The 9669-nt window shown below is 39.5% G+C and carries 9 protein-coding genes; all 9 read left to right on the top strand.

The annotated features are described in order from the left end of the window. Window positions 1–865: 865 nt before the first annotated feature. The 9 genes from BXY_RS18630 (at window position 866) to BXY_RS23885 (ending at window position 9618) form a co-directional block, all read left to right on the top strand. Entirely contained in the window at window positions 866–2077 is a 1212-nt protein-coding gene (locus BXY_RS18630) for a site-specific integrase (protein ID WP_015532658.1), read from the top strand. 560 nt (window positions 2078–2637) lie between these two features. Then, window positions 2638–3690 (top strand): transcriptional regulator, encoded by a 1053-nt coding sequence (locus BXY_RS18625; RefSeq protein ID WP_149921999.1) that lies wholly within the window; start codon window positions 2638–2640, stop codon window positions 3688–3690. 12 nt (window positions 3691–3702) lie between these two features. After that, window positions 3703–4164, top strand: coding sequence for a BT0820 family HAD-type phosphatase (locus BXY_RS18620; RefSeq protein WP_015532656.1), 462 nt, complete (start codon window positions 3703–3705; stop codon window positions 4162–4164). After that, window positions 4151–4795: a hypothetical protein gene (locus BXY_RS18615; RefSeq protein ID WP_015532655.1), complete on the top strand. Its 645-nt coding sequence runs from the start codon at window positions 4151–4153 to the stop codon at window positions 4793–4795. The genes BXY_RS18620 and BXY_RS18615 overlap by 14 nt, the downstream gene beginning before the upstream one ends. A gap of 169 nt (window positions 4796–4964) precedes the next feature. Then, a complete protein-coding gene (locus BXY_RS18610; protein ID WP_015532654.1) occupies window positions 4965–6041 on the top strand; it encodes a Coenzyme F420 hydrogenase/dehydrogenase, beta subunit C-terminal domain in 1077 nt (358 codons plus the stop codon). Then, window positions 6025–7560: a lipopolysaccharide biosynthesis protein gene (locus BXY_RS18605; protein ID WP_233471908.1), complete on the top strand. Its 1536-nt coding sequence runs from the start codon at window positions 6025–6027 to the stop codon at window positions 7558–7560. The genes BXY_RS18610 and BXY_RS18605 overlap by 17 nt, the downstream gene beginning before the upstream one ends. 4 nt (window positions 7561–7564) lie before the next feature. Beyond that, window positions 7565–8683: a polysaccharide pyruvyl transferase family protein gene (locus BXY_RS18600; RefSeq protein ID WP_015532652.1), complete on the top strand. Its 1119-nt coding sequence runs from the start codon at window positions 7565–7567 to the stop codon at window positions 8681–8683. 73 nt (window positions 8684–8756) lie between these two features. Beyond that, window positions 8757–9131, top strand: a complete 375-nt coding sequence (locus BXY_RS23740) for a beta-1,6-N-acetylglucosaminyltransferase (RefSeq protein WP_208946856.1) — start codon at window positions 8757–8759, stop codon at window positions 9129–9131. Then, window positions 9088–9618 (top strand): beta-1,6-N-acetylglucosaminyltransferase, encoded by a 531-nt coding sequence (locus BXY_RS23885; RefSeq protein WP_205128045.1) that lies wholly within the window; start codon window positions 9088–9090, stop codon window positions 9616–9618. The genes BXY_RS23740 and BXY_RS23885 overlap by 44 nt, the downstream gene beginning before the upstream one ends. Window positions 9619–9669 lie beyond the last annotated feature (51 nt).

Here is a 9669-nt window from a genome sequence, read left to right as displayed (position 1 = left end):
CATGATAGAAAAGGTCGAAAAGAAAAAAAGAAAGGCAGCATAATCTGACTAAAATAAGAGGAAAAGAGGAGAGGTTTTAACTTCCACTAAAAAAAGATATATACATAATGCATGGGTGGGAAGAAAAAATAAGAATATGTAAATAATGTTCTATGAAAAAGATAGAAGACTGGGAGAATTGAACGAAAAAATCAAGAGAAAAGCTCACGTAAAGTAAAACTTTTCTCTTAATTTAGAAGAAAGAGGAACATTTACTGAATATCCCTAAATGGACACCTTATCAGAGTTACCGGTTACTATGCGGGTCATACTTCGTCAGTTTCATTCATAATCCCCGTTATTATTGAGGATAAAGGCAGGTCAGGCTATTCTGCAATTTTTGTAAAATACTTAATTATAAACGATTTACGTTTAATTATCACCATTCTGTTTTTTACTGTATTTTCAAATATTACTTACACAAGTAAACACAATCAATTCTTTGTCTAACTGAAAATAAAATAGTTATCACTCACTTTATAGATCATAGGTAACACTTTAGAAACGATCGAATTACAATATTCTGTTTTATTCTGCATCAACTCAAAGAACCTTTTTTCAAGACAAAAATATAAAAACGAATGTACGGCACTGAGGATATTTGTATGTCGTACATTCGTTTTTTTATTATTTGTCATCATCGATTCCATTCCATGACAACATAATTCTACTCCTGACGTTCAGAAAAGGATGTAGTGTTTTCCGATCCCCTTCCTTATAGTCAATAAGAAGATTTTTATTCACTAGAATACAATATTTTGCATAAATCAATAATTTGTTGTATCTGGTAATTTTGTACCCTATAAAATTTAAAATTGAAGAATTTATGGCTACAGTAAAAATTAAGTTCAGACCATCCTCGGTGGATGGTAAAGAGGGTACAGTTTATTACCAAGTGATTCATGTACGTGTGGCAAGACAGATTAGCACCTCATACAGGCTGTTCCCCGCCGAGTGGGACAAAAGGCGGGCCCGTATCGTCGCCGCTCCGTCCGATGAGGGAAGACGGCAACACCTGTCACTGCTGGAGGGTAAGATAATGGAGGATACCGAGAGGCTGGAGGGTATCATCACAACCCTGGAACGGAGAAGGGGGGCTTTTACGGCCGACGACGTGGTTTCCGCCTTTAACGGCGGACATTACAGCCTGTCTTTCCCCGTCTTCATGCGGGAGGTCATAAACGGCCTGAAACGCCTGGGCAAGATACGGACCAGTGAGACCTACACCTCCACCCTCAACAGCTTCATACGGTTCATGGAAGGGAGAGATGTGTTGCCCGACGATATGGATTCCGATCTGATGGTCGCATACGAGGCATGGCTGGAATCGGGCGGGGTTTCCATGAATACCATTTCCTTTTACATGCGTAACTTGCGGGCGGTATATAACCGTGCCGTGGAGAAGGGGCTTACTGTCCAGCGTTTCCCTTTCAAACATGTCTATACCGGAGTTGAGAAGACTACGAAACGGGCGGTACCCCTGCATGTGATAAAGCGGCTCAAGTCATTGGACCTGTCATTTGAGCCCGCAAAGGCTTATGCGAGGGACATGCTACTCTTCAGCTTTTATACAAGAGGAATGTCCATGGTCGATATGGCGTTCCTGAAAAAGAAGGATCTTAACAACGGCATCCTCTCATACCGGCGGAAGAAAACCGGCCAGCAGCTCCTTATAAAATGGGAGCCGTGCATGCAGGAAATCGTGGACCGTTACAACATCCCCGGATCCCCGTACCTTCTTTCCGTTATCGACAGACCGGGAACAGATGAGAGGAAACAATATATCAACGCCTCCCACCGTATCAACAGGCATTTGAAAGTTCTTGGGAAGGAACTGGGGATGTCCGTCCCCCTGACCCATTACGTGGCGCGCCATTCCTGGGCCAGCGCGGCCCGGAGCAAGAACATCCCGATTTCGGTGATCAGCGAGGGTATGGGACACGATTCGGAGACAACAACGAGGATCTACCTGGCCTCGCTGGATACCGCCACCATTGACAGGGCAAACAAGTTGATTTTGAAATCCTTGCAGATATAATAGAATATTGAACAAAAGGATATTCAGGAGGAATTGGAGTTGACTCCGTTAAAACCATAGACTTTGTCATATCATTATTAATGTATATGCCGCAAAATTAGGAACTTCTAATCTGGTATACTATGCGTCATCGCGGAGACCTTTACAATAATGTTGAGTAAAAATTGTCGTCTCTTCATAAGAGATGTATAATTGAATGCAAAAATACACAAAATATTGAGAATAACCACAAAAATGAACAAATAATGGGAATAAAATATGGACTGATCCTTGAAACTGCCAAACAGGCTGTTGAGCAAAGAGTTTCCTAGAAGAAAGCAAAGTGCTTATTATCAGATTGTTTTATTCACATGTATCACATTATACATCTCTTATGAAGAGAGGGAGCTATAGAACACTTGCTCAAAAAAGAATGGGACGGTTCTGTAGCACATTTTTTACACTTAAACGGATACATTTATGGACGGAATATTAAGTTTTGTTTATAAATTAAAACTGATCGGGCGACAGCTGCCAGATGGCACAACACGGATCAAAGACATAAATTAGTTTGAGCGACGATGTCACTGTATAGTACAGAAACTCAACCTAACGCCATGGGGGGCAAAGCGGAGAACGGACCAGAGACGATTTCTGATCCGGAGGTAAAGAAATATACCGGAAACAAGGAGATAACATCCTGGTGCTATTTGTTTATCCATCATGCCAAAGTAGAAACTGTGAGCAAGAAATTGCAAACAGAACAATACCGTATCTTTGTTCATAAGAGTATCGTCTATAAACGTGGGAACAAGCGGATAAAGAAAGAGGAACAGGCAACCATTTCCGGCCTTGTCTTTATCCAAGGTGACGCTAACAGGATTCAAAAATTCTTAAAAGAGAACTTTTTCAATTTATATTTAGTGAAGGATTGCAGTACCGGAGAAATAGCCGCCATACCTGACAGTGTGATGCAACCTTTCATGCGGGTGTCGGAAGTTATTCCCACCCGTATCCGTTTCATGCCCCACTCCTTTGATTATTATTCTGTGGGGAATCCTTTAGTCCGGATTACTTCCGGTATCCTTTCCGGCCTTGAAGGATATCGCATCAGAATCTCCCGTGACAAGTGCCTGGTCACTTCCATTGGAGGAATGACAGTGGCCATTGGAGGCATATATAAGGAGAGTTTCGAGAATCTGGACGAATATGTCCGTCTGCGGAGGAAGCAGCTGGAAAAAATCAGGCAATCATCGTATGTCACATTCACACCGCTTCAAAAGGAAATAGACGGCTGTTTTTTTACACCCCAAAATCAATTGGATATAATGGGCATGGCGGAAAATCTCACGCCGTGGGTTACAAGGATGAAATCCGATATGGTAAAAAAGAACTTTGATGAAGCGGTGGAAATAGCGTTCTTCCTGCTTGAAGAAACAGGAAGCTATTTCCGGAGTATATATTACGATTCCCATATCGGAGACATGAAAGACATGATGATAATATGTGAAAAAGCGGATCAAATTCTGGTGTCTGTTATAAACTGCATGGATATATCTGTGGATTTGAAGGAAATTGTAGAAACCGGACGGGAGTCGCTGGCAGTTCGTTATCCTTTTTTGCCAATAGAATAATAAACGGATGTCATGATTATTGCTGTTGATTTTGACGGAACGATTGTGGAACACAGATACCCGCGGATAGGGAAAGAGATTCCTTTTGCCATTGCCACCCTGAAACAGTTGCAGGCCGAACGGCATTTGCTTATTTTATGGAGCGTGCGTGAAGGGAAACTGCTGGAAGAAGCGGTGGAATATTGCCGCACCCGGGGCGTGGAGTTTTATGCCGTCAATGCCAACCATCCGGATGAACAGGTAAAACCGGATATGACCAGCCCTTGCAGGAAAGTTAAGGCTGACTTGTATATCGATGACTTGAATATCGGGAAATTACCCGATTGGGGAGCTATCTATGAGATGATACATAACCGATGGAGCTATGAATGCTATTTGAATGAAACACATGATTTTAAGCGTTTTCAGAAAGCATCATGGTGGAAAAAATTGATAAATAAAAAGAATACACATTCAAAATATGAAAGGGAATGAGGCAGGAACAACCAATCGTGAAAAAGGGGAGAAATTTCAAAGCGGTTGGTTTCGGGAAATAATCCTTATTGTATTAACAGCCATTTGTACAACGCTTGCAACACAAATATTTTACAAACAGAATATTACGTCACAAATAAAGATGGAAGTTGCAAAAGATTTGGTATTGGAACAATATCATATATATAATAAGGTAAAGTCTTTAAAAGAACATTACCAGATAATTACTTATAAAGGGAAGTTCAATGTACGGGAAAATAAGATTTCCATATACGTGGACCAATTTAAAAATGAGAAAGGTAAAAAGGAAATTCTGGATTCGGTTGTAAAACAAGATACAATAACGATTGTTGCTCCGACATTTATATTTCAAGATTCAGTTTACGATATATTTATTGAAAATCTGCACTATATCAGAGACAACTTGAATGAACTTGAACCAGAAACATACGAAATTGCTGTCCAATTGTTTGATTTATTAGAGAAACATCCAATCCCCGCAAAAGATAAACGAATAAAGTATGTTTTGGTTTCAGGCTGGAATGAGAAAGAAGTACAACAAAGATTCGAATATCTCATTCATGAAATGTATAATCACTTTCAAAATCGTTTAGACCAATATTTTCCCTAAATATAGGGTTGGATAGACGTAAGTGGATTCTGACCAAATTAGTGGTAAATATGTACTTACTCGAATTATGAGGTAAATATAGATGTCATCATCAGTAGTAAATAGAAAAAAAAAGGATTGTTGTGGGTGTAATGCTTGTATGGAGATTTGTCCGAGGTGTTGCATTACCATGATTGCTGATGCAAAAGGCTTTCATTATCCGAAAGTAGATACAACCGCTTGCGTTGACTGCGGAGCTTGTAAGAAGGTATGTCCGTTTGAGGAGGAAAATATAAAGTTGAATATCCCTCTCACAGCTTATGCGGCATGGAACAAGGATAGGGAGGAATATCTTGCAAGCTCGTCCGGTGGAGCCGCCCATGTGTTTTCATCTTATATTATAAGACAAGGAGGCGTTGTTTACGGCTGTACATCTGAAGGAATGCATATCCGCCATATTCGGGTAGACTCTTTGTCGAACTTATTCAAACTGCAAGGATCGAAATATGTGCAAAGTGATGTCAGGGGATTATTCAGTCAGGTAAAAGCCGATTTAAAATCCGGGAAACCAGTACTGTTCGTCGGTACCCCTTGTCAAGTAGCTGGACTGAAAAATTATATAAAATGGATCCCGGAACATTTGTATTTGGTGGACCTGATTTGTCATGGTGTCCCGTCGCAACAGATGTTGAATGAGCATATCCATCATATACTAAAAACGTCCGCGGAACAGCTGTCCTTCAGAAAAGGACAGCTATTCCGCATCGAGATAACATCTCGATGCGGTACAGTGTATTCCTCCGAACCTTACGGAGATACGTATTTCAGGGCGTTTCTGGACGGAATATCTTATAGGAAAAGTTGCTATCACTGCCCGTTTGCACGCAAGGAAAGAGTAAGCGATGTCACGATTGGTGACTTTTGGGGATTGCAAGATGCGGCATCACTTCCTTTAGAGATTTCAGAAGGTATCAGCGTATTGTTACCATCTTCAGAAAAAGGGAAATCGCTGATTGCCGCAGCAAAATCAGATATGTGGATTTATGAACGTAGTGTCGAGGAAGCTGTAGAAGGAAATACACAATTGTATCGCCCGGTTCACAATGGTTTATCTGCCAGACTTTTATCTATGCTATATCCGTATTTCCCATTTGACAAAGCGGTAAGAATAGTAATAGTCAAGGATTTGATTCTTGAGTCTTTGAAGAATATACTCAGATCATTCAAACCTGTGCTTATGCCTATAATCAATGTCATACGCCGATAACAAACGCATAGCTAAGAACACGATATACCTTTATATAAGGACATTCGTGTCGATGATTGTGGCTCTTTATACTTCACGCAAGATTCTTGAAGCTCTTGGCGTAGATGATTTTGGCATATTCAATGTGGTGGGTGGTATCATCTCGTTAATGTCTTTTATCAACGGTTCAATGTCGGTGGCTACACAACGCTATCTTACCTATGAGTTAGGTAGAGGTACGGAAGGGCAATTTAACAAAGTATTTAATATGGCGGTATATATTCATGCCATAATTGCTGTCATTGTTCTGATTGCGGCGGAAACGATGGGCGTTTGGTTTGTGAACACACAGTTGAATATTCCTGAAGTGCGAATGGAAGCAGCCAATTGGGTGTTTCAGGCCACAATACTAACAACAATTTTAGGAATACTACAGACACCTTACAATGCTGCTATTATTTCGCATGAGCACATGCACATTTATGCATACGTAGGATTAGGGGAAACTTTAGCCAAGCTGTTTATTGTTTGGGGACTTTTTTATTATCCATACGACAGGCTTTCTATTTGGGGATTCGCCATATTTCTCCTTCAATTTTTAATAGCCATGATTTACCGTATGTATTGCAGCCGACAATTTCCCGAATGCAGGCTTCATTTGAGATGGAATAAGGCAATCTTTAACTCTATGGTCCAATTTACGGGTTGGAATATGTTCGGAACTATTGCATGGTTATTAAAAGATCAAGGCATAAACATATTGATGAATTTGTTTGGTGGTCCTGTTGCAAACGCAGCACGGGGTGTATCTTGCCAGGTTTCGGGAGCCATACAAAATCTTACCGGTGGGTTTCAGAGTGCCGTAAATCCACAACTGACCAAAAGATATGCAGCCCATGAATCAGAGGAAACTTGCGACCTCATGTGTAAAAGCTCAAAAATCTCTTATTTTTTGCTTTTTACCATTGCATTGCCAGTCATGATGGAGACAGACTTCATTTTGGATTTGTGGTTAGTAGAAGTCCCCCCCATGACTGCTTCGTTTACGCGCATCATTATTATCGAAGCCTTATTAAATGCCTTTGGAGGTCCCATGATAACTTCGCTCATGGCAACAGGAAATATAAAATGGTATCAAATTGTAGTCAGTTCATCATTGCTATTCATTATTCCTGTGGCTTATTTGTTGTTGAAAAGTGGTTATTCCATTGAAACTCCATTGATAGTTTCGGTCATATTCATAATGATTGGGAATATTGTCAGGCTTATGTTCTGCAAGAAACAGCTTGGTCTCGCATTCAGGCAATATACTTGGAACGTAGTCTTTCCTATTGCGGGCGTAAGTGCTTTAGCCATTATTTTTCCGTTAGGCATTCATGTTTATATGACCGAGGGTTGGAGCAGGCTTCTGATTACCACTTTCGTATCATGCACAGCTATGGGAATTTTGACTTATACCATTGGCCTGACAGCATCCGAACGTACATTCATTATATCTTATGTGACACCCAAAGCAAAAAAGTTTTTCCATATAGATTAATTGTATGAAAAAAGTAGGAATCATCACTTTCCATGCCGCATATAATTACGGTTCTATGCTTCAGGCATACGCTTTACAGCAAGTAATTCTGAGCATGGGGTATGACTGTGAAATCATTAATTTCCGGAGTCCTGCCCAAAAGCGGCAATATAAGCCCATCTTTGTGGTAGGATCGTTTTATGGCAGATGTGTACGCTTTATCATACAAGCGGCATACGTATGGGGAATATTGAAAAAACAGCGATTGTTTGAACAATTCTTAAATAGTGAATTGAAGTTGTCTTATAATGAATATGGAACATTGGAAGACTTGGAAAATGCAGGATTCAATTATGACTATTACATATCAGGAAGCGATCAAATCTGGAATGTATATTGCAATGACTTCAACTATGCTTACTTCCTGCCTTTTGTAAAATCAGGCAAACGTATTGCTTATGCTCCCAGTATGGGTGCCCAATTAAGCATAAAAACATACAAGGATAGAAAGAAAGTCATTGATTTATTAAACCAATATGATGCAATCAGTGTAAGAGAAGCTGTTGGAGCCCGGTATATAGGAGAAATAACCAAGATGCCTACTGCTTCTGTTCTTGACCCAACTTTGCTGCTGAATCCCCAAGAATACGACAATTTGATAGATGACAAGCCTTTGATAAAAGGCGAATATGTATTTATCTACTCTCCTAATTTCACTGAGAAAGTCAATGAAATGGCTGAAGCATTAGGTGACAAATACAACAAACAGGTTGTCATCTCACAAGGGCTGATAAGTAAGAATGCCATGCTGAAATGGGGTAGGAAATTTAATATATATACGGCTACAGGTCCCAAAGAATTTCTTAATTTGTGCAAGAATGCTTCCATCATTTGTTGTGATTCATTTCATGCTGTAGCATTCTCCATTCTCTTCAAGAAATGTTTTTTCGTTCTTGACGGAATGAAAGATAACCGCATATCCAACCTGTTGCAAATAACACATCTACAGAATAGGAATTTTTCATCACCAAATGAGTATTTTAACGCTCCATTACAAATGGATTTCACCCAACCTCTTGGGGCTCTGGAAATAGAACGCCGGAAAAGTTTGGAGTGGTTGAAAGAGCATCTTGATGTTTGTTAGAATAAGATTCTATCAATGCAGTTACAATTCTTTATTCAGGAATCGAGGGTTTTAGAAAAATAAAATGGGAGCAATGGAAAAACATGCTTTTTTGATAATTGCCCACACAGATTGGAGCTTGTTAAAAACATTGGTATCATTATTGGATTATGAATTGAATGACATCTACATCCATATTGATGCTAAAGTTCCGGCAAAAGCTATTCCGGACATAATTTGCAGCAAAAGCAATTTATATATGTTGGAACACCGCATTTCTGTCGCATGGGGTGATATAAGTGTAGTCGAAGCAGAGTATCTGCTTTTTGAAATAGCTTATAATAATAGCCATTATGGTTATTATCATTTATTGTCAGGCGTGGACTTACCGTTAAAATCAAAAGAGTATATATATTCTTTTTTTTATGCAGTCTGGCAAAGAATTCATTGGTTTTTGCCCTTACAATGATACACTTTCGGATATTCGTGTCAGAACGTATCATTTTTTTGTCAGTAAAATGCGGAACAACCGATTTTATAGGTTGTTAGACAGGATTATCGCAAAATGTTTGGTCGTTTTTGACTGTTTAAGAAATAAAGAAATATATTTCAGGAAGGGTTCCACTTGGGTAAGTGTTACAAACGATTTTGTAAGGTATATGCTAGCGAATAAAACCATGGTGTTGGAATTGTATAAGCATACGTTCGGAGCAGATGAGTTTTTCATCCAGACCTTATGTTGGAATTCACGGTTTCGGAATAGTGTATATGATTTGAATGATGAATATAATGGTTGTCAAAGGCTGATCGATTGGGAACGCGGCTGGCCGTACACTTGGCAAGAAAAAGATTACAACGAATTGATTGCTTCAGAGTACTTATTCGCAAGAAAGTTCTCTTCAGAAAATGCAGAATTAATCAATAGGTTGACAACATTCCTAAATACCCAGAATTGAACATGTTACACCCAACAATCACACCCATTGATTCACTAAGAGGTATTTTTG

It is taken from the genome of Bacteroides xylanisolvens XB1A (genome assembly GCF_000210075.1).
GTDB classification, from domain to species: Bacteria; Bacteroidota; Bacteroidia; order Bacteroidales; family Bacteroidaceae; genus Bacteroides; species Bacteroides xylanisolvens.
The sequence above is the reverse complement of the archived record's forward strand: the minus strand, read 5'-3'. Positions and strand labels throughout refer to the sequence as shown.